Annotated in this window: 17 protein-coding genes; 7 read left to right on the top strand and 10 right to left on the bottom strand. The window is 45.1% G+C overall.

Annotated elements, in window-relative coordinates; translation table 11 throughout:
- Nucleotides 1-22: 22 nt before the first annotated feature.
- The 5 genes from WH96_RS19850 to WH96_RS19830 are packed head-to-tail and all read left to right on the top strand — an operon-like array spanning nt 23 to nt 6,908.
- A complete protein-coding gene (locus WH96_RS19850; RefSeq protein WP_047765986.1) occupies nt 23-1,471 on the top strand; it encodes a sigma-54-dependent transcriptional regulator in 1,449 nt (482 codons plus the stop codon).
- A gap of 30 nt (nt 1,472-1,501) precedes the next feature.
- Nucleotides 1,502-3,619, top strand: coding sequence for a flagellar biosynthesis protein FlhA (gene flhA / locus WH96_RS19845; RefSeq protein WP_053006164.1), 2,118 nt, complete (start codon nt 1,502-1,504; stop codon nt 3,617-3,619).
- A 58-nt stretch (nt 3,620-3,677) separates the two neighbouring features.
- Nucleotides 3,678-4,655 (top strand): flagellar biosynthesis protein FlhF, encoded by a 978-nt coding sequence (locus WH96_RS19840; RefSeq protein WP_047765985.1) that lies wholly within the window; start codon nt 3,678-3,680, stop codon nt 4,653-4,655.
- A complete protein-coding gene (locus WH96_RS19835; RefSeq protein WP_047765984.1) occupies nt 4,655-5,452 on the top strand; it encodes a MinD/ParA family protein in 798 nt (265 codons plus the stop codon). The genes WH96_RS19840 and WH96_RS19835 overlap by 1 nt, the downstream gene beginning before the upstream one ends.
- Nucleotides 5,445-6,908 carry a hypothetical protein gene (locus tag WH96_RS19830; RefSeq protein ID WP_047765983.1) on the top strand — a complete coding sequence of 488 codons (1,464 nt, stop codon included), beginning with the start codon at nt 5,445-5,447 and terminating at the stop codon, nt 6,906-6,908. Before WH96_RS19835 ends, WH96_RS19830 begins: the two co-directional genes overlap by 8 nt.
- Nucleotides 6,909-7,045: 137 nt before the next feature.
- Here WH96_RS19830 and WH96_RS19825 read toward each other — a convergent pair whose 3' ends face one another.
- Nucleotides 7,046-8,608, bottom strand: coding sequence for a trimethylamine methyltransferase family protein (locus WH96_RS19825; protein ID WP_047765982.1), 1,563 nt, complete (start codon nt 8,606-8,608; stop codon nt 7,046-7,048).
- Nucleotides 8,609-8,788: 180 nt separating this feature from the next.
- Here WH96_RS19825 and WH96_RS19820 point away from each other — a divergent pair, with 180 nt between their 5' ends.
- Nucleotides 8,789-9,694, top strand: coding sequence for a LysR substrate-binding domain-containing protein (locus tag WH96_RS19820; RefSeq protein ID WP_047765981.1), 906 nt, complete (start codon nt 8,789-8,791; stop codon nt 9,692-9,694).
- 24 nt (nt 9,695-9,718) lie between these two features.
- Here the strand turns inward: WH96_RS19820 and WH96_RS19815 are convergent, their stop codons facing one another.
- From WH96_RS19815 to fliI, 4 genes are all read right to left on the bottom strand, one after another.
- Entirely contained in the window at nt 9,719-10,432 is a 714-nt protein-coding gene (locus tag WH96_RS19815) for a helix-turn-helix transcriptional regulator (protein ID WP_047765980.1), read from the bottom strand.
- On the bottom strand, nt 10,429-10,914 hold the full coding sequence (locus WH96_RS19810) for a GNAT family N-acetyltransferase (protein WP_047765979.1): 486 nt from the start codon (nt 10,912-10,914) through the stop codon (nt 10,429-10,431). Before WH96_RS19810 ends, WH96_RS19815 begins: the two co-directional genes overlap by 4 nt.
- Before the next feature lie 209 nt (nt 10,915-11,123).
- Entirely contained in the window at nt 11,124-11,555 is a 432-nt protein-coding gene (locus WH96_RS19805; protein WP_047765978.1) for a hypothetical protein, read from the bottom strand.
- Complete coding sequence (fliI, locus tag WH96_RS19800) at nt 11,552-12,979, bottom strand: flagellar protein export ATPase FliI (RefSeq protein WP_082130611.1); 1,428 nt, start codon at nt 12,977-12,979, stop codon at nt 11,552-11,554. The genes WH96_RS19805 and fliI overlap by 4 nt, the downstream gene beginning before the upstream one ends.
- Nucleotides 12,980-13,311: 332 nt before the next feature.
- Between fliI and ctrA the strand changes: the two genes are divergently transcribed.
- Nucleotides 13,312-14,025: a response regulator transcription factor CtrA gene (ctrA, locus tag WH96_RS19795; protein WP_047765977.1), complete on the top strand. Its 714-nt coding sequence runs from the start codon at nt 13,312-13,314 to the stop codon at nt 14,023-14,025.
- A gap of 100 nt (nt 14,026-14,125) precedes the next feature.
- Here ctrA and WH96_RS19790 read toward each other — a convergent pair whose 3' ends face one another.
- From WH96_RS19790 to WH96_RS19770, 5 genes are all read right to left on the bottom strand, one after another.
- Nucleotides 14,126-14,968 (bottom strand): CheR family methyltransferase, encoded by an 843-nt coding sequence (locus tag WH96_RS19790; RefSeq protein WP_047765976.1) that lies wholly within the window; start codon nt 14,966-14,968, stop codon nt 14,126-14,128.
- Nucleotides 14,965-16,149 carry a protein-glutamate methylesterase/protein-glutamine glutaminase gene (locus WH96_RS19785; RefSeq protein WP_082130610.1) on the bottom strand — a complete coding sequence of 395 codons (1,185 nt, stop codon included), beginning with the start codon at nt 16,147-16,149 and terminating at the stop codon, nt 14,965-14,967. Before WH96_RS19785 ends, WH96_RS19790 begins: the two co-directional genes overlap by 4 nt.
- Nucleotides 16,149-16,514, bottom strand: a complete 366-nt coding sequence (locus tag WH96_RS19780; RefSeq protein ID WP_047765975.1) for a response regulator — start codon at nt 16,512-16,514, stop codon at nt 16,149-16,151. Before WH96_RS19780 ends, WH96_RS19785 begins: the two co-directional genes overlap by 1 nt.
- 65 nt (nt 16,515-16,579) lie before the next feature.
- Nucleotides 16,580-17,035: a chemotaxis protein CheW gene (locus WH96_RS19775; protein WP_053006163.1), complete on the bottom strand. Its 456-nt coding sequence runs from the start codon at nt 17,033-17,035 to the stop codon at nt 16,580-16,582.
- Nucleotides 17,036-17,061: 26 nt separating this feature from the next.
- Nucleotides 17,062-19,812, bottom strand: coding sequence for a hybrid sensor histidine kinase/response regulator (locus tag WH96_RS19770; protein WP_047765973.1), 2,751 nt, complete (start codon nt 19,810-19,812; stop codon nt 17,062-17,064).
- Between the last annotated feature and the right edge of the window lie 185 nt (nt 19,813-19,997).

Genomic DNA, 19,997 nt, shown 5'->3' with positions numbered 1-19,997 from the left:
TCGTCGACCAGGAGAGTAAGTTATGCGCCTACTAATTGTTGGCTCGCTAGAAGGACATATGATCACTGCCGGCAAAATCGCCTTTGAAAAAGGTGCCAAAGTGGCAACCGTTGATGACGTTGATCAGGCAATGGCCTCTTTACGTACAGGAAATGGCGCTGATTTGTTGTTAGTTGATATCGGTTTGGACATCGATAAGCTTTGTAAACATCTAGATGCCGAGCGTTTTTCGGTTCCTGTCATTGCCTGTGGTATCGGCACCCAACCATCAAAAGCTGGTGATGCCATCAGATCCGGTGCCAAAGAATATATCCCCCTCCCTCCTGATGCCGAATTGATTGCAGCTGTCTTAGCCGCAGTGACAGAAGAAACAACTTCGCTGATTTATAAAGATCCTGCGACAGCAGCAGTCTTAAAACTAGCTGAACAGATTGCCCCTTCGGATGCTTCGGTCTTGGTCACCGGTGAAAGTGGTACAGGTAAAGAAGTAATGTCTCGTTACCTGCACACAAAATCAAAACGTGCAAAGAGAAATTTTATTTCAGTTAACTGTGCAGCTATTCCAGAAAACCTTTTGGAATCCGAACTTTTCGGGCACGAAAAAGGGGCTTTTACCGGCGCGATCTCCCGACGGATCGGAAAGTTTGAAGAAGCGAATGGTGGCACTCTTCTGCTTGATGAAATTTCTGAAATGCATCCCCGTCTACAAGCAAAACTGTTACGGGCCGTACAAGAGCGCGAAATTGATCGTGTCGGTGGTAATCAACCAATCAAGGTTGATATCAGATTGTTGGCAACTTCGAATAGAGAGTTGGAAGAAGAAGTTAAAAAAGGGAACTTCCGGGAAGATCTTTATTTCCGTCTCAACGTTGTCACAATAGAAATGCCAGCGCTGCGGGATCGCCCGCTGGACATCCAAATTTTGGCGGACCATTTTCTTGGTAAGTATGCAGAATCAAATGGTGTCGCAAAACCAGAAATCACGCCAGAAGCTATGACCCAACTCATGCAACATCATTGGCGGGGTAATGTTCGGGAGTTGGAAAACACAATGCACAGAGCTGTGCTCTTATCCCGTGATAACCTTGTTGGCCCCGAAGCCATTATGTTAACCGGGTCCAATTTTGCACCAGCTGCAGCAGCACAAACCGTTGTTACCCAAGCACCAACAAGTACGGCTGCAGCGCAAGCCTATGGAGGGGGACAACCATCTTCTCACCCCACGTCACCGAATGTCGGAGGTTCAGAAGCTCCTGTCGATGAAAAACTTGTCGGGAGAACCGTTGCAGATGTTGAGAAAGACTTAATTCTGAACACTTTGGAACATTGTTTAGGAAACAGAACTCACGCGGCCAATATTCTGGGTATCTCCATTCGAACCCTTCGCAATAAGTTAAAAATTTATAGCGAAGATGGAACTGCGATCACTAGTCCAGGCAATATGAGTGAACACTTGAGCCCATCGGTTTGAGTAATCACGTAAACAGTATCAGAGTACAGTATGTCTGACAGTAGCCCACAACAAGATGGCAATAAACTAGGCTTGCCCCCCGTCATCGCTTCAGCCATAGAAGCGATGAAACGCGGTGACATTGCTTTGGCCCTTGGCGTTATCGCAATCCTGATTGTTTTGATTTTGCCAATGCCAAGTTGGTTGCTTGATATTTCTTTAGCATTATCAATTACACTTTCTGTCCTCATTCTAATGACCGCGTTATTCATTCACGGACCGTTAGAATTTGGATCTTTCCCTACTGTTTTATTGATCGCAACAATGTTACGGCTTTCACTCAATCTTGCCTCAACAAGACTGATACTTGCGAATGGACATGAGGGTACAGCTGCAGCAGGACAGGTAATAGAATCATTTGGCAACTTTGTTATGGGTGGCAATTTTGTTATCGGAATTATTGTATTCGGCATTTTGGTAATCGTGAACTTTATTGTCATTACAAAAGGTGCTGGTCGTATCGCAGAAGTTTCAGCCCGGTTTAGCCTGGATGCAATGCCCGGAAAACAAATGGCGATTGATGCAGATCTATCAAGTGGTCTCATTGATGAGAACGAAGCAAGGGAACGTCGAAAAAACCTGGAAGATGAAAGTAACTTCTTTGGCGCCATGGATGGAGCCTCAAAGTTTGTTCGAGGGGATGCAATCGCCGGATTGCTTATTACCTTCATCAATGTCGTGGGCGGCATTATCATTGGCGTTGCACAACGGGACATGGCTGTTGGTGATGCAGCCACGTCATATACTTTGTTGACGGTGGGTGACGGACTGGTTTCCCAAATTCCTGCGATTGTTGTCTCTACCGCCGCTGGTATTCTCGTCTCCAAAACCACCACTACAGGCTCAGCAGATAAAGCTATCTTCGCTCAACTTGGTGGGTATCCTCGTGCTCTTGGTCTTTCATCTGCACTTATGCTTGCCCTAGCGGTAGTTCCTGGTACGCCTTCTTTTCCTTTCCTTCTTCTGGCTGCGGCAACTGGTGGACTTGCTTTCTTTAGCGACAGAAAAGATACACGAAAAACAGAACTCGCGGATCAGAAAGAATTAGAAGCAGCTGAACCTGCTCCTGTTTCAGAAGAGCCAATTTCCGCATCCCTTCAAATTGATAATCTCCGCCTTGAGCTCGGTTACGCGCTTCTGCCGATGATTAACGGCCAAGGTGGCGAAAGGCTTACAGATCAAATAAAGGGACTGCGTCGACAACTTGCCCAGGAACTTGGGTTTGTTTTACCGTCGGTACGCATCCAAGATAATCTCCAACTCGGGGCCAATAGCTATGTAATTCGTGTGAAAGAAATAGCCGCAGGCGAAGGAGAACTACGCCCCAACATGTTCCTGATCATGGATCCGCGCGGCGACAAGATCCAGCTTGTTGGTGAGGAAACAGTAGAACCAACTTTCGGCTTGCCAGCCATGTGGGTTGATGAAAGCCAAAAGGAAGAAGCACTCTTCCGCGGTTATACAGTTGTTGATGCCTCGACCGTTATCACCACCCACATTACTGAAGTCGTAAAAGATAATATTTCGGAACTGCTTTCCTATGCGGAAACGCAGAAATTGCTTGATGAACTCGGTGAAGAACATCAGAAACTTATCGGCGATCTTATCCCGAACCAGATTTCGGTTGGAGCCTTGCAACGTGTACTTCAAAACCTTCTTGGTGAACGTATTTCCATCCGTGATTTACCAACTATTCTCGAAGGCATTTCAGAAGCCTGCGCCTACACACGAAATGCGACTTTCATTACCGAACATGTACGCTCACGCCTTGCCAGACAGATTTCTAACGACAATCAAAATGAACAAGGCTTTATTCCAATGATCACGCTCTCCCCACAGTGGGAGCAAGCTTTTTCCCAAGCATTAGTGGGCGAAGGCGAAGAAAAACAACTTTCTATGCCCCCTACTCAACTTCAGGAATTTATCACAGCGGTTCGCCAAACATTTGAACGTCACGCCATGATGGGGGAAGCACCTGTCATGTTAAGCAGCCCGGTTATTCGCCCTTATGTGCGTTCTATCGTTGAACGTTTCCGGCCAACAACCGTCGTTATGTCGCAGAATGAAGTGCACCCTAAAGCAAAAATTAAAACTTTGGGGGTTATTTAGCTCCTATGATTTACTCAAAAACATATGACAATTTTCATCTAACAGGAGCGATAATAGCATGCGGTTGAAGCACTATATCGCTGAAAATCTACCTGATGCCATGAATCAGGTCAGGGTCGATCTAGGTGAAGATGCCATCATCCTATCTACAGATGAACTAGGTCCCGGCCAAGGCGTACGTGTGACAGCAGGTTTGGACGATGAACCTGTTAATGATTTCGCGATAAGCGATCCTCAGGATGATGTAGATATCGTCGATGAAATAACTGAAGTGCTTGATTTTCACCGCCTACCCAATGAAATGACCGAAATGCTGGTAGGCCATGCCATGGGAATTCCCGCCTCTGAATGGCACATTTCCCTTGCCGGTGCTTTGGATAACAATTTCCACTTTGGGCAGATCCCCAGTCAGGCATTATCAAAACCGCTGATGCTTGTTGGCTCACCTGGGGATGGAAAAACCTCAACCATTGCAAAACTCTGTGCCAAGGCCAGATTATCAGAGATCCCAACAACCGTAATAACGATTGATGCAGAAAAAACTGGTGGCGTAGAACAGATCGCCACGTTCTGTCACCGCTTACAGATCGCCTTAGATATCGCCGAGACACCTGAAAAGTTGACAGAATGTATCAATAAAGTTCCGTCTAATCACCTGTTGTTAATTGATACAATGGGCGTTAACCCTTTTGACGACGATGCACTAAATTATCTGGCAGATTTTGCCCAGTCCTCGAATGCCGTATCGACCCTTATCATTCCAGCTGGTGGTGATGTCTATGAAACAGCCGATAAAGCTGCTGCGTTCAAATCTTTAAATACCAAATACATCATTCCGACAAAACTGGATATGACCCGGCGCTTTGGTGGCTTACTGACAGCAGCCCATAGCGCAGAGCTTACATTTATGGCTGCAGGTATTTCCCCGCATATTGCAGACGGATTATCCCCCATAAATCCAGTATCTCTGGCACGGCTATTGCTTCCTACCAGACTAGAATCCCAACAGCACTCTCTTGCAACAGGCACACGCTGATGAACCAAGCTAAAAACCATAATGTTCAATCTTTGCACAATAAATTACTCTGCAAGAACATGATTGCCATAGCATCAGGCAAGGGTGGTGTCGGGAAGACATGGCTATCCATTACTCTATCCCACGCCTTATCGAGTTTGGGATGCAGAACTCTATTATTTGATGGTGACCTTGGCCTCGCGAACGTTGACATTCAACTTGGCCTGGCCCCCAATAAAGATATGGGTGGTGTTCTAAATGGTCGCTATTCACTGGAAGAAGCAGCAGTACGTTACCCCGACGGCGGGTTTGATGTTGTTGCTGGTCGATCCGGTTCAGGAAATCTTGCGAACCTGCCAGCGCCTCGTTTAAACAGCCTGACAACCGATCTTGCAAACCTTTCTGAATCCTATGACCGTATTATTCTAGATCTCGGGGCAGGAATCGACCGAACAGTCCGCCAGTTGGCATCACAAGCTCAGGTGTGCCTGGTTATAACAACTGATGAGCCCACCTCGCTCACAGATGCCTATGCCTTTATCAAGCTGACAAAAATGCAACGCCCGGATGCTGATTTACGTGTCATCGTCAACATGGCGGAAACAGAGCACGACGGGCACAAGACCTACAACACCATTCGCAAGGCTTGTGAATCCTTCTTGAAGATAACACCGCCGCTTGCAGGTATTATTGTTCGCGACAACAAGGTAAAGGAAGCAATTCGCAATCAAACTCCTCTGCTGGTTCGGTATCCAACATCAACCGCAGCAGAGCGTGTCGAACAGATTGCCCGGAATTTGCTAAAAGGGCATGAATAAGGTCCGACTACCACTTGCCACTACACCTACCGCTCCATCGAGCACAACACAGACAGCCCAGGCCAGTACGCTTGCGAACTATCCGCCAACACTGACCAACCAGAAAATACAAGAACAGCTCAGTGGAACAATCAAGGGACAAACACCACAAGGACAATTACTTGTCCAAACCTTATTGGGCGAGTTGTCTGTTAATACAAATGTTAAACTCCCTGCCGGAACAGAAGTTATTGTTCAGTTCAGAACACATCGTCCTCCCTTTGAAGTTCTCATCATTCCCAAAGGTGATAAAACAAAAAATCAACCAGGGCCAATACAGCAAAATCCAACAGATAAGCTCAGCCTAACTCATCAAATTCAGGCAACTCTTATCAGTAAACCTGCGGCAAGTGCTTCTGTTCCTCTCCCCAAGACACTGCAAAACTTACAAGCTGCTGCGCAATTTCCCGTAAAAATGGAAGTATTAGGCCCGCCCCCTAAAAGTGCAGCCCCACAGGTCACATCCGGCATCACACCGTCGATGCAACACTCAACCTCTCTTGCATCTCAATCAAGTGCTCCGGCATCATCCCAACCGCTAACGTCACAACTGGCGACGGTGTTAAAAGCAACTGTAACAGGAAGTACACAAGGTAATCCTATCGTCCAAACAGCCATAGGTACAATTCAACTTGCGATAAAAGCTTCCTTGCCAGTAGGAACACAGATATCCCTCACCCTTCTATCTTTAGACGACCCAGAGGGAATAAAGGCAGGTGATGGGTCCCGTCTACCGACAACACCATCCCAACCGGGACAGGATTTACGTCAAGTACTTCAAAGTGCATTAACCACTCTAGGGCAACACGGGCAAATGAATGCTTTGGCAAGCCATCTCCCCCAAAAAGGGTCTGCGTTAACATCGGGCATTCTGTTATTTTTGAATGCCCTGAAATCCGGTACCCCCAGAGGTTGGGCTGGAGAGGACACACTTTCACTGCTACGCGCCGCAGGACGTCCTGAACTGGCACAACAATTAAGCAACGAGAGTACTCTCATAACAAGACCCGTAGAAACAGGACAGGGAGAATGGCGTATGACTCAGCTCCCTATTCTGCACGATAGCCAGTTACACCAAGCGAACCTTTTTGTCAGAGACAGAGAACACGACAAAAAAGGACGCGGCAACTTGGATCGGGAAGAAGTAACTCGTTTCAAGCTGGAAGTAGAAATGAGCCGTGACGGTGAAATGCAGTTTGATGGCCTAGTCAAAAAAGGACGTTTTGATCTCGTTATCAGAAGTAGAAACAACCTTCCCAGAACAATGGAAGTGAAAATATCTGACCTGTTCTACGGGGCAAACGAAGCCACTGGTTTTGCCGGGAAACTCACGTTTGAAGTTTCGGATGATTGGGAGAAATTAAGCCAGAGTTCGCAAAAATTAATTGCAGGCTCTCACAACAGCACAATGGCTTGAACGTTACACGCCTAGATAACTCAAGATAAATCAGGCATGAAGCGATAAAATCTCACCTCATGCCTGATTGTTTAAATAATTTACTGTTTAAAGTTACTGTACGTCACGTAGCTTTTTATTCTTCGAGTCATAAGTCTTTATTTTGCAGTCATTAGATCTCGAGGCAACTTGATGTCATACTTAGCTCTGATTTGTTGATCCATTTCATCGCTAATATGGCGGGGAAAATGATTATTCATTGTTTCCCGCACAATGCTGGTCGCCTTGGATAGTGATGTTGGACGCTCTTTCTCTTCCCATTCATTGGGGCTACTTCGGTCCGATGTTTCGGGATAAAAATACTCAGTTTCCATGACTGATAGAGTTTGATCCGAGCCAAGATAATGGCCGGGGCCTTCTTCGCAAACCTGACGGATTGCTTCAATCGACAGGGTATCTTCATTAACATCGATCCCCCGAACCGTTCGTAGAACAGATCCAATTGTATCATTATCAAGCACAAGACTTTCCATACACATACCCAAAAGACTGGCGTGCATACCCGCAGATTCATACACAAGATTAGTTCCTGAATTGCCTGTCACCGCATGATTATAGCCCTTTTCGGCGCCGGCCTGATAATCAGGAATTTTGGAATCACACATCCCACTCGGAACGCCCGTCGGCAAATCATAGAAACGACCCATTTGTGCACAAGCAGCAACCAACAAGGCCTGCTCACCACTACCACCGCTCATAGCTCCCGTCCGAAGATCAGAAACAAAAGGCCATGTTCCAAAAACGGCTGGTGCGCCCGGTTGGATCGCATTCACATAGACAAGACCTGCGAGAACTTCGGCGACTTCCTGTACAACAGATCCCGCCAATGAAGCCGGTGATGTCGCCCCTGCCTGTCCGGCAGACAATAAGAGCACAGGCATTCCGCCCCGCACGGCAACTTCCAAACATTTACATGCATCTTCAGCAAACTTGAGAGGCGGCACGACAAAACAATTGGACATACTTACAAAGGGACGTTCACGCCACTTATCTTCACCACCAGCAATCATGTGCAGCATTTCCAGTGACTTCTCGATATGACTTGGTTCAACCCAACTAGAGCCTACATGCTTGGTCGTCCCCGAAATAGCCGCATAACAAGTATTAAAATCCATATCGAAGGGATCAGCTAAATCGCGACACACGACCGAACGCTGGAAGAAGTGAATATTATCTAGTTTGTCGACCATACGCCCGATGTCATAAAGATCCTGGGTGGTTGATTCTCGGTAATCACCTGTTTGAGCATCAACCATATGAACCGCAGCACCTGCTGTGCCAAAATAGATTTTACTGCCTGATAAATCCATATCGTGCTTTGGGTCCTGTCCATGCAGGACAACATTCCGGTTAACCTTCACCAGCATGTCTTCGACAAGGGCACGCGGAAAAGTTAGGCGGCCATTATCTTTCAGTACACCGCCCGCGGCAGTAACAACGTCGATACAACTCGGGATCGCATCAGCCAATCCAATATTTTCCAGCACATCCAATACCGCAGTATGAATACGCTTTATCTGCAGATCATTTAGAACTTTATAATTTCCACTTTCCAAACCGGGTTGGATAGCGCGTTTGTCTTCGGCTAGTGGTGCGGCACGCAAGGCTTGGCGGGCTTGACGACCTCCCCGACGGCGGGATGAAACAGCAACTTCACTCATGGGTATCTCCGGAAAAGATATTTGTGTCTATTGTGAGTCTCTGTTTAAAATCGGACAAATGATCCTTTTTCACCAAATGGTCACTTTTACTCACCATATCAAATTGACTTTATGCCATAATATTAGAAAATTTGGATAGTTATCCAGATTCTTTCCACGTTATACTTGAGGGTTTTGATATTGCTGAAGAAAAGATATCTGCCAAATTTGAACGCGCTTCGTGCTTTTGAATCAGCGGCAAGACATTTGAATTTTCGCCTCGCATCCGAAGAACTTAACATAACGCATTCGGCAATTAGTCATCATATCAAAAACCTTGAAGATCAATTAGGTGTAAACCTGTTTGCCCGCGCCGGACGAAATGTCGTCCTCACAGAGGCTGGTAAACTCTATCTGCCAATTCTCGTGGACAGCTTTGATCGAATTGCAGATGGGGCGCGTTTAGTTCAATCGCTCGAACGCCCCAAAACTCTGCTGGTCCAAGTTTACATAACCGTCGCTATGTATTGGTTACTCCCCCGAATTCACGAATTTTATAAAGCTAGCAAGGGTATCCAGGCACAACTTAATACATCTTACCTCGATTGGTCATTTAACCGAACGGGTACAGATGTTGGCATTATCTGGGCGGCAAAAAAAGATCCGGACTTAGTCTACTATCATTTGGCTGAAGCACGCTTGTCTCCCATGTGTCATAAAGATTTAATGACAGGGGAACATCCGATTCATAGGCCCGAAGATCTGCTTCAACACGACATTCTACAACTATTTAATCACAACCATGATTGGGCAATGTGGTTCCAGGAAGAGGGTATATCAGACTGGGCTCCGGACCAAGAAATCACCTTTGATAACTATCTCCTCGCCCTAGAAGCAGCAAACAAAGGCAGAGGTGTTGCCATGACAAACAGTCCCTTTGCAACCCCTAGAGATACTAACACTCCCCTCGTCAAACCCTTTGGCGAAAAAACTTGCCATAGCGGTGATTGGTATCTGGTATGTCAACCAGAACTCGCGGAAAGCCACAAAGTGAAGACATTCCATAAGTGGTTATTAGAAGAGCTTGAGAGGGAACCTCAAAAGTAAAGTTTAGTATTAGATGGCAAAGTTTCAAACGATCTTAATCTTACTTGACCGATAACAGAACTCCCTTGATCTCTCTGCAAGCAGAATTGCACCAGAAAAGCTTGAAACACCATATTTCTTGGCAATCCTCTCTCTCCTTGCCCTCAAGGTAGGGACACTGATGTTCAAGTATTTCGCTTGCTCTGCAATCGTTAAACCTGGCTTATTAATTTGAATTTTGATCGCTTCTTTCTCTTTAGGAGAAAGACCTGAGAATTCTCTTTTATAGGGCTTTAGACTTTGAGAGTCGTATAGCCAACTATCAAGTTTCATAGTCATCTCAATATATGGCAAACAAACATTAGTCGGGTCTATAATTTCATGACCATAGGCAAAGCACGCAACTGAATTCAAATCAGGCGATCCAGATAAAATAACAAGGCAGTCCTTTATACCAAAAGAATTCCAATGCTTTTCACTTAAATTATCAGGGTCATAAAAACAAAATTCATCATTATTTTTTGCCTGAAGATAAGTAAATTTTGGCCAAATCCTCTTTCGAAAAGCCCAGGCTCCAGGACACACCAAATCCAAATCATGTCCGTAATAAGCATCAAGAAAACCATCAGGCATACAATCATGAACAAATACATATTCAGTTGTAAGCTTTTGCCAATAGAAATACAGGTTATCTTGTTTTGCTAATAGTTCAAAATCAGATAGGCTGTTGCAGTTCCGGGCTTCTTCACGAGTTATCATTTTACCTCATCGGCACTATTCAAAATTGAAGCACCATTTATATATTTCTCAATCGGCCAAAATTGTCTGTCACCAAATTCAATTGGCTTTCCCCCCGTAAGTTGAAAGCCCCTTCTCAGCCAAAATTTGATTAATCGACGATCTGCAACCTCACCCAAAATTCTTGAAAAACCCATTTTAACACAATAGCTATCAGCATAGGTTGCAATCGCATTTAAGGTTCTCAGTCGATTTCGTGGCTCCAGATTTGGCATCAAAGCTAGACGCCCACCATGTATTGTATTTTCACATGCATATCGAAGACGCATACAAGCTACAGGTACAGTATCTTGGATAGCAAGGATATGTGTTACCAACTCAAAATCCTTACCATCAAACTCTTCACGATATGGCTCTGTTGATAAAAAAGCGCTCGATCGTATATGCTGACACTGAACCCATTCATCTATAGAACTAACAACAGTTATATCAAGTTTGCTCATCTTATTTCCTTATGTGCTATAGGTTGAAAAAGCAACATAAGTTAAAGCCAACATATACCTGTCCTATTTTGCGGTCCAGTATGCGCACACCTAAATAATAACTGTTCTATCCAATAACATTTATTTTGAGGGCAATTCTCCTAGAGACAGAAGCAGGTAGCTTATCTATTACGAGAAATAACATTATTAAAAATTACTACTAATAATAATCAATTATTTTCCGACGCTTTGCGTCGTCTATATTGCTGCATGCCCATTTCATCAAAGGCAGCTTGCTCTTTTTTCTTCAGAACATCCTGTTGGCGTTTAATATCGTTTGCCTGTGCTTCTTCGTATTTTTTAAGATCCTGGTAGATTTCATGCAATTCTTGTTGTGCGATAGCTTTCAGGGTCATGACTTCTTCAATAGAGGTTTCCAGACGCTTGCGGCGTTCGCGTGCTGCTTCGGCGTAGGCGGGATAGGTCTGAGCAACATCTGGATGCTGGGATGCAAAATCCTGTTCTTTCAAGACTTCATTGTCCAGCTTTTCGATATCCTGCTCCAACTTAATTGCCAGGCTCTCAAGATCGGCGAGTTTTTGTTGGGCTTCGTCCAACTTCCAGCTATGTACCCGAACAATACTGTCAATTGGGGTTTTCATGATTCAGTCCCCGTTCCCTCTAGATTGTGTTGTCCAAGGCTATGTGCTTCACCAGTTTGTGAATCGGGATTAAACTCGACCGCCGGATCACCGCCTTGCCCCCAAGGAAGCCCGATTGCGGCTGCCAATTGTTCGTAGCCTAATGCCAAATTGCTTTCTTCGTACTTTCCCTGTGTCAAGAAAGCTTCGAGTCCACCATTATGCGCAATGGCTTCATCAATAACGGGGTCAGATCCTTCGGTATAAGCACCGATACGAATAAGCTCTGCCATGTTATCATAGGTCGAAAGTAATTGCCGTCCCCGGGTCACCAGTTCATTCTCGGCGTCCGAATTGCACCCGGGCATTGTACGTGACACGCTCCGGAGTAAATTGATGGCTGGGAATCTGTTTCGCTCTGCAATCGCCCGATCAAGAATAATATGCCCGTCAAGAATACCACGAACAGCATCAGCAATCGGTTCGTTGTGATCATCCCCTTCAACCAGAACGGTGAAGAGCCCCGTAATTGACCCCTGCGCTTTGACGCCAGGTCCCGCACGTTCCAAAAGTTGTGGCAATTCAGCAAAAACCGACGGTGTATAACCTTTACTTGCCGGGGGTTCACCAGCGGATAGACCAATTTCACGCATGGACATGGCAAAACGGGTAACAGAGTCCATAAGGCAGAGTACATCCCGACCATTGTCCCGAAAATATTCTGACAAAGCCATGGTCATGTAAGCGGCCTGTCGCCGCATCAGCGGCGGTTCATCAGATGTGGCAACAACCACAACGGATCGTGCAAGTCCTTCTGGCCCCAAATCATCTTCGAGCCATTCCTGAACTTCTCTTCCGCGTTCACCAATCAGACCAATAACGTTAACATCCAAGGAGGTATAGCGGGCCAACATGGACAACAGAACCGATTTTCCCACACCAGATCCGGCAAAGATCCCCATGCGCTGTCCCTGACAACAGGACAGGAAAGTATTAATTGCCCGAACACCTAAATCGATTTTACCACCGACACGCTGTCGTCCGTGAGCCGGTGGCGGAGAGCTTCGTACCTTATAAGGGTCAGGCCCCATTAACAGAGGACCTTTGCCATCAATTGGTTCTCCCAAGGCATTCACAACGCGTCCAAGCCATGCTTCCGAAGGATGGATAGAAGGCTCACTTGAAGCAAGGATTGCCTTACACCCCAAACCAATACCATCGAGCGATCCAAATGGTAGTAGCAAGGCATGGCCTTGCCGAAAACCAATAACTTCACATGGCACGCGTCTTTCATCTTTTGCAATTAAGATACAACGCGAACCAATCACCAACAGCCGATCAAGCCCGGACAATTCAACCAACATTCCCAGAACACCAGATACTCTGCCATAGACCTGATAGTCCGAGAGATCTGATATCTCTCTGGTTAAACTTTTGAGAGGCATTCCGAAATCTTTACCCTGTAAAAAACATTAAAAATGGTGTCACCAGACATTCTATACCTGAATATTTAGTGGCTATATCTGAATATCCAGTGGTTTATTCGATAAATCGACATTACTTTTACACATTTCTTTTAACACCAGCTTAACCAGAGATTCTTTCTAAAAAATCAATTTTTAGGGAAAAATAACGATATTGTGTAAAATTTATTCTAAATTTATTGGTATTTTTTAACTTTTAAAGAGCCTTGGTAAGGTTTTGTTAATATTCGTTACCGAAAATGGTTAACAACATTCATATTGGTTTAACGAACATTAACAACCGGAATTTGAACATGCGAGTCTTGTTAGTAGAAGATGATGCCCCAACAGCCCAAGGCATCGAAATGATGCTCAAGTCAGAAGGCTATGTCTGCGACACAACAGACATGGGCGAAGACGGGCTTGAGATCGGAAAAATTTATGATTATGACATAATCATTCTTGATCTGATGTTACCTGACATGGATGGCTATGAAGTTATTCGTCGACTTCGTGCATCCAGAGTGGAAACACCGATCCTTATCTTGTCCGGCCTGAACGGTCTGGATGACAAGATCAAAGGACTTGGTTTCGGTGCAGATGATTATCTAACTAAGCCATTTGATAAACGAGAGCTCATTGCCCGGATACAGGCAATTGTTCGCCGCTCCAAAGGGCATGCTGCTTCCGTCATTAATACAGGCAAGCTAAAGGTCAATCTGGACACACGTACCGTTGAAGTTGAAAATAAGCTTCTTCATCTTACAGGTAAAGAATACGGTATTCTTGAGCTGCTTTCTCTTCGCAAGGGTACAACTCTTACAAAAGAGATGTTCCTCAATCACCTTTACGGTGGCATGGATGAGCCTGAGTTAAAAATTATTGACGTTTTTGTCTGCAAACTGCGCAAAAAACTGTCTAATGCAACAGGTGGAGAAAACTACATCGAAACGGTTTGGGGCCGCGGATATGTATTGCGCGATCCTGTTGAGAATACTGCAGAGACAGTACAGCTCGCTTCGGCTTAAGTATTTTCCCAAAAGCATCACTCACGATATATAAAAAGGCCTCTGGAATAAAATTCCAGAGGCCTTTTTTGATGCGTTATATCTTTTCAAAGCTGTCTGATTAACCAGCCGCTTTGTTCACCAACTCACCGTTGCGAACCAGACCATATATGCCTCGCTTGCCCGGAATAAGCTGGAACTCATCAGAAATACCCAGAACTGTTTCCGCGCCACCCAGATAAAGGAAACCATCATCGGGCATTTGTTTGGCAATGTTTTTCAAAACAACAGACTTAGTTGGTTGATCAAAGTAAATAAGCACGTTACGACAAAACACAATGTCAAACTTACCAAGCATTGCCGGACTTTCAAGAAGGTTAAAAGACTTGAAAGTCACCATATTACGAATAGAACTATCGATCTGCCAGCGATCCCCGTTTTGCTGGAAATACTTCACAAGAAGATTGATCGGCAATCCTCTTTGTACTTCAAACTGGGTGTAAACACCTTCCTTAGCCTTATTCAGGATCTCATTAGAAAGATCGGTCGCAATAATTTCGATCTTCCACCCAGCAAGCGCTGGTCCTGCTTCTTTCAACAGCATCGCCAATGTATATGGCTCTTGCCCACTAGAACAGGCCGCAGACCAAATGCGTATGGTCTTACTGGCAGCTCGTTTTTCCAACATATGTGGAAGAACAAGGTCCTTAAACTGATCAAAGGGTTTTTGATCACGGAAGAAGAACGATTCATTGGTCGTCATTGCTTCCGTAATATCATTAAGGATACGTTCGTCGTTTGTAGCACGAACCTTTTGGACAAGTTCATCAAAACCACTAAGGTCCCATTTACGGGCGACCGGGTTCAAACGACTTTCCAAGAGATAGGCTTTATCCTGGCTCAGGACCAAACCGGAACGTTTCTTTAAAAATTGCGAAATAAAATCAAAATCACTCACGTTCATGCCGCCGACCTCATAACAAGTTGTCGTACATTAGACGCCATCTCCTTGATTGGAAGAACTGCGGAACAGAGTCCTGCAGTAGCTACCGCCCCAGGCATCCCCCACACCACACTTGTTTGTTCGTCCTGAGCAATAACGGAACCACCGGCCGCCGTCACCACTTCTGAACCTCGTAAACCATCACTTCCCATCCCTGTAAGGATTAATACAAGAAGACGAGAACCGTATATTTTAGATAAACTTCTCAGCATGGGATCAACCGCAGGCCGACAGAAGTTTTCCGGTGGTTCTTGGTTTAATCGAACAACAGTATTAACGCCCTGCTTTTCGAAAACCATGTGATATCCACCTGGTGCAAGATAAATATGCCCACCTTTCAGGATTTCTCCTTCTTCACCTTCTTTACTCGGCATGCTGGAAACTCTTGAAATATGTTCCGCAAGCAAAGCCGTAAAGGTTGCAGGCATGTGCTGTGTAATAACAACAGGCTGTGTAATTGTCCCTAAATTACCAAGAACATCAAACAGGGCTTGTGGTCCCCCGGTTGAACTTCCAATTGCAAGAATATCCGGCTTCGTTATTGCATCTTTACGAAGCGTGACCTTCTTACTGGGATACAAACTAGATGGGGCAGCAGCCGCCTCTTTGGTTCTTTGGGCAACTGGCATTGCTGTGCCCTGTTGTGTTTTTGCCGCAGATGGTAATGGAGCCTTTTGGCTGGCTCGTGCCACCTGTCCCAACGCTTTGACCTTTGCAACAAGCTCGTGTTTAAAATCACTCGCTTTTGTCAGTTCGCCAGAACTGGTTGGTTTTGGAATATAATCGGCAGCACCAAGACGCATTGCCTTTAGGCTTATTTCAGCGTTTTTTCGTGTCAGTGTCGATGCCATGATGACTTGAACATCAGGTTTCACCTGAAGTAGCTTCGGTAAAGCCGTCAGACCATCCATAACAGGCATCTCGATGTCCAAAACAACAACATCGATCTTTTGACTTTCCAAACGTTTAACTGCGATTTCACCATTAGATACAGATTCAACTACAGAAACTTGTGGATCACCTTCTAAAATTCTGGTGAGGAGCCCCCGAATTACTGCAGAATCATCAACTACCATAATCCGATAGGCATTTTCGGATTTACTGCCTTTATCAGTAGAGGATGTATTCATCGACAAGGGCATTAAATAAGGCCCACCTGTATAAATTTAGACTCAATAATATCACTATCAAAAGGCTTCATGATATATTCATTCGCCCCGGCAGCTATCGCCTGTTGTATATGCTGCATATCATTTTCTGTTGTACAGAAAACAACAATCGGCTGTTCAACATTCTGTATTGCCCTTAGATCCTTTAGAAACTCCAACCCATCTTTAACCGGCATGTTCCAGTCAAGCAAAACCGCATCAGGCATAGATGCATTACATGCATCCAGAGCTTTTTGGCCGTCCTCGGCTTCTTTGATGTTAAAGTTTAATCCTTCAAGAATTTTTCGCGCAACCATCCGCACGACCTTGGAGTCATCGACAACCAAACAGGTCTTCATATTTCCGCTCCAACTTGTTTTTGAATACCCAAAATAACTGAACTCTACTGAATTAAGAAAGCCTACTACGCAGCGTCGGCATTTCGACCATAATCAAGGAATCTGTTTACATCCAGAATCACAAGTAACTTGCCATCCAAACGATAAATCCCTTGGGAATAATCCCGGAAACGCTGGTCCAGTGTTGGTGGATTACGCTCAAACGAGCTTTCATCAACACCAAGTACTTCTCCAACGCTATCAACCATCAGGCTATAGAGATCATGACCATTTTCAACAACAATGCTCATGGACTCTTTTTCTTTACGTGCAGGCAATCCCAAACGTTTTCTGACATCAATGGCAGTAACGATACGTCCACGCAAATTCAACGACCCAGCAATCTCAGGCGGTGCCAGAGGAATCGGCGTAATACGCTGCGGATTAATAATATCCTGTACACTTAAAACCGGGACACCAAAAAGCTGGCCAGCGATATAGAAAGTAACAAAATCTTCGTTTTCCAAATAAGTATCACTCACAGTTTCACTCTTTCTATGGATTTATCTCACGCAGCGCCTTTAAGTTCTGCAATCGTATCTTGAAGGGTCGTCAACAAAGCTTCGCGATCTGTTTTTGAAACATAATCTTTAAAGCCCGCAGCCCGACCACGCATCAGATCTGCTGGAGAAGCAAAAGCTGACAGCGCAACCATTGGCGTTTTCGACCAACGATGATCCTCTCGAACCGCCTCGGCAAATTCAAAGCCATTCATCCCTGGCATTTCGATATCTGAAACAATCACGTCAAACTTTTCACCTTTTTCACATAACGTCAGCGCTTCGCTAGCTGATTCAACCGCTTGAACATCATATCCGGCCACTGAAAGCATTGGCATCAAAAGATTACGGAAGAAAGGACTATCATCGACAAGCAAAATTTTAGATTTATTACTCTCGAAATTTTCTTTGCCTGCTTCTGATCCAAACCAATCAGGATAGGCCTGCGTCAGGAAGTAGCCTGCATCGACAACATCCGTCGCTTTTTCTGCAATGATCGCACTCCCAATGTAACCTTCCTTCTCAGCACTTAGTTCAACGTTCATCCGATCTTCGACAATGTCGATAATCTCATCAACAACGAGCCCCATAGACCGCTCTCTATCAGAGAAAACAAGAACAGGCTGACGGCCTTCCTTCTCAAGCTCCATACCAGTTTTCATTGGAATGAGTGGCATCAATTGGCCACGATATTGAACAACATGCTGACCACCTGATGTTTCAACTTTTGCCAGATCGATTTCCTCCAATCGGGCAATAAGCGCAAGCGGAACCGCTTTCGGAGCATCATCTCCAGAGCGGAAGACAAGCATTGCAACCTTTTCATCATTTCCAGCCTGATGTCGATCTTCGTGAGCACCCAAATCGCTATCAGCAACCGCAATTTCACCTGTTGCAGCGGCAATGCCATTTGGATCAAGAATCATAACGACAGCACCATCACCAAGAATGGTATTTCCAGAGAACAGCTGAATATCACGCAAGATCGGCGCAACCGGCTTAACAACGATTTCTTCAGTATCAAAGACACGGTCGACAATAATACCAAAGGTGTATGTGCCAACCTGCGAGACAACAATAAAGTTGTCTTCTCGCAATTCAGTTTCTTCACCTTCGGGCTCATCACCATCAGAAAGTTTCAATAAATCACGTAATGTAACCAGAGGTAAAAGACGGTTTCTCAATCGTAAAACCGGAGTTTCATTAATGTGTTCGATTGTATGTTCAGAATGAGCAGACGTACGTACTAACTCCACAACAGATAGCTGCGGTATGGCAAAGCGTTCTTTACAGCATTCGACAATCAACGCAGAAACGATTGCCAGCGTCAGTGGAATTTTAATGGTAAAGATTGTGCCTTTACCCTCTGTCGAACTCAACTCAACCGTACCGCCAATTTTTTCGATATTGGTACGAACAACATCCATTCCAACGCCACGACCAGACACCGCAGTAACCTCAGCCGCCGTAGAAAAGCCGGGCTTGAAGATAAATTGTTGGATCTGTTGATCATTCATACCATCCAGTTCACCTTCAGAGGCGAGACCGTTTTCGATGCATTTCTCTTTAATACGGTCTGTATTGAGGCCCTTACCATCATCAGAAATCTGAATGATGATATGTCCACCTTCGTGGAAAGCATTTAGAATGACTTGACCTGTTTCTGGCTTACCAGCAGCAACTCGGTCGTTCGGCATTTCAAGGCCATGGTCCGCAGAGTTACGAACCATGTGTGTCAAAGGATCTTTGATCAGCTCCAGAACCTGACGATCAAGTTCTGTTTCTGCACCTTTCATCACCAGATCAATTTTCTTGTCCAGTTCGTGTGAAAGATCGCGAATGATACGCGGTAATTTCGCCCATGCATTCCCAATTGGCTGCATTCGGGTTTTCATCACCCCTTCTTGCAAATCTGACACAACATGATTTAACCGTTGTAAAGGTGTCGCAAAGTCACTTTCTTTATGTGCGCGCAAAATTTGAAGTGTTTGATTTCGTGTCAAAACAAGCTCGGAAACCATCGTCATAAGGTTCTCAAGGACCTCAACACTCACGCGAATAGATTGATTTGCAACAGAAGATCCTGTGTCTCCTGTTGGGGTTGGTGGAGTAGCAGCTTTCTTCGCTGCAGGTTTTGGTGCAGGTTTTGGTGCAGGTGCTGGTGCAGGAGTAGGTTCAGCTTTTAACTCAACAACTTCAGCAACAGGGGGGTGTTCTGGTGGTGGGGCACCTGCCTCTGCAGCAGCTTGTGCAGCTAATTCTTCTGGTCCCAAAGCCTCGCGGAAAGCTTTTTCCAGTTCATCTTCTTCATCATCTTCGACAGTTTCGTCAACTGCAACAGTCACAGGTTCTGGAGCCGCAGCAGCAGGTTCAGCAGCATCCCCACCTTCCGCATGCGCATTCAAACGGCTAATCAAGTCGGAATCATCACCTTCAGGTTCTTGCTCAGTTGCTTCCAACGTTGTGAGGATTTCACGAATTTGATCCAAACACTCGAGGATAAGAGACACACCCGTCGCAGATACCGAGAGCTCTCCATCCCTGAACTTATTCATGATGTTTTCACCAGCATGAGCAACAGACTCAAGTCTCGGCAGACCTAAAAATCCACAGGTACCCTTAATCGTATGCATTAATCTAAAAATGCTACTCAACAACTCTGCGTCGTTTGGGTTCTGTTCGAGCTTAACAAGTTCCATATCGAGTGTCGTGAGACCTTCGTTTGTCTCAGTCAGAAACTCACTCAAAAGATCATCCATAACCGCGCTTCCATTCCATCTCTAATCAACCAAATCGGCCGCACCAAACGTGCAATCCGCTATTAATTCTGTGACAAGCTTGGCAAAGGAAGATTAATAACCTCTTACCCGACCCCCATCCTTTATTAACTTTAATTGGAATAGCACACATTTTATTGATTTTTACGGGCTAAAGGTCTCATTTA

Origin of the sequence: Kiloniella spongiae (genome assembly GCF_001026905.1) — a bacterium.
Taxonomy (GTDB): Bacteria; Pseudomonadota; Alphaproteobacteria; order Kiloniellales; family Kiloniellaceae; genus Kiloniella; species Kiloniella spongiae.
Note: the sequence above shows the minus strand (reverse complement) of the source record. Positions and strands in the feature narration are given on the sequence as shown.

Excerpts from the sequence above, each read along its gene's own strand:
- WH96_RS19825 (WP_047765982.1), bottom strand. The coding sequence starts at position 8,608 with ATGAGTGAAGTTGCTGTTTCATCCCGCCGTCGGGGAGGTCGTCAAGCC.
- WH96_RS19785 (WP_082130610.1), bottom strand. The coding sequence starts at position 16,149 with ATGCCCTTGTCGATGAATACATCCTCTACTGATAAAGGCAGTAAATCC.
- WH96_RS19810 (WP_047765979.1), bottom strand. The coding sequence starts at position 10,914 with ATGAGCAAACTTGATATAACTGTTGTTAGTTCTATAGATGAATGGGTT.
- ctrA (WP_047765977.1), top strand. The coding sequence starts at position 13,312 with ATGCGAGTCTTGTTAGTAGAAGATGATGCCCCAACAGCCCAAGGCATC.
- WH96_RS19840 (WP_047765985.1), top strand. The coding sequence starts at position 3,678 with ATGCGGTTGAAGCACTATATCGCTGAAAATCTACCTGATGCCATGAAT.
- WH96_RS19780 (WP_047765975.1), bottom strand. The coding sequence starts at position 16,514 with ATGAAGACCTGTTTGGTTGTCGATGACTCCAAGGTCGTGCGGATGGTT.
- WH96_RS19850 (WP_047765986.1), top strand. The coding sequence starts at position 23 with ATGCGCCTACTAATTGTTGGCTCGCTAGAAGGACATATGATCACTGCC.
- WH96_RS19790 (WP_047765976.1), bottom strand. The coding sequence starts at position 14,968 with ATGAACGTGAGTGATTTTGATTTTATTTCGCAATTTTTAAAGAAACGT.
- WH96_RS19770 (WP_047765973.1), bottom strand. The coding sequence starts at position 19,812 with ATGGATGATCTTTTGAGTGAGTTTCTGACTGAGACAAACGAAGGTCTC.
- fliI (WP_082130611.1), bottom strand. The coding sequence starts at position 12,979 with ATGCCTCTCAAAAGTTTAACCAGAGAGATATCAGATCTCTCGGACTAT.
- WH96_RS19835 (WP_047765984.1), top strand. The coding sequence starts at position 4,655 with ATGAACCAAGCTAAAAACCATAATGTTCAATCTTTGCACAATAAATTA.
- WH96_RS19805 (WP_047765978.1), bottom strand. The coding sequence starts at position 11,555 with ATGAAAACCCCAATTGACAGTATTGTTCGGGTACATAGCTGGAAGTTG.
- flhA (WP_053006164.1), top strand. The coding sequence starts at position 1,502 with ATGTCTGACAGTAGCCCACAACAAGATGGCAATAAACTAGGCTTGCCC.
- WH96_RS19815 (WP_047765980.1), bottom strand. The coding sequence starts at position 10,432 with ATGATAACTCGTGAAGAAGCCCGGAACTGCAACAGCCTATCTGATTTT.
- WH96_RS19830 (WP_047765983.1), top strand. The coding sequence starts at position 5,445 with ATGAATAAGGTCCGACTACCACTTGCCACTACACCTACCGCTCCATCG.